The organism is Caballeronia grimmiae (assembly GCF_000698555.1).
Classification (GTDB): Bacteria; Pseudomonadota; Gammaproteobacteria; order Burkholderiales; family Burkholderiaceae; genus Caballeronia; species Caballeronia grimmiae.
In genome coordinates this window covers 1-349 of record NZ_JFHE01000154.1, presented here as the reverse complement: position 1 = coordinate 349, position 349 = coordinate 1, and the positions used below count along the sequence as shown (strand labels likewise).

The window sequence follows — 349 nt, the reverse complement described above, 5'->3', positions numbered from 1 at the left end:
CCCGCCGCGCCCGCCAGTTCGGGGAGCGGATCGAGCGCACGACGCGCCGCGCTGGGTGCGGACAGCCCAAAGCAGAAGCTACTGACGAGAAAAAGCGGCATCGCGGTGCCCAGTGTGACGCAGTCAAGCGAAGCCAGCGCGATCAGGCCTATGCCCGCAATCGCCGCCAAGGCAATCGCCACGAACAGCAATCGTCCGCTCGATACGCCACGTCGCGCGAACGCGCCGTTGAGCGCCGCGCCCGCGACGATGCCCGCGCCTGTCGTGGCGAACATCGCGGCATAGACGAGCGGCCGCACGTGCAGCGTGCCCAGCAGTACCAGCGGCGAACCCGCGACATACGCGAACA

Annotated in this window: 1 pseudogene; it reads right to left on the bottom strand. The window is 68.8% G+C overall.

The features are described 5' to 3' along the window. Positions 1-349: pseudogene (locus BG57_RS33260) on the bottom strand (hypothetical protein); the annotation flags it as partial.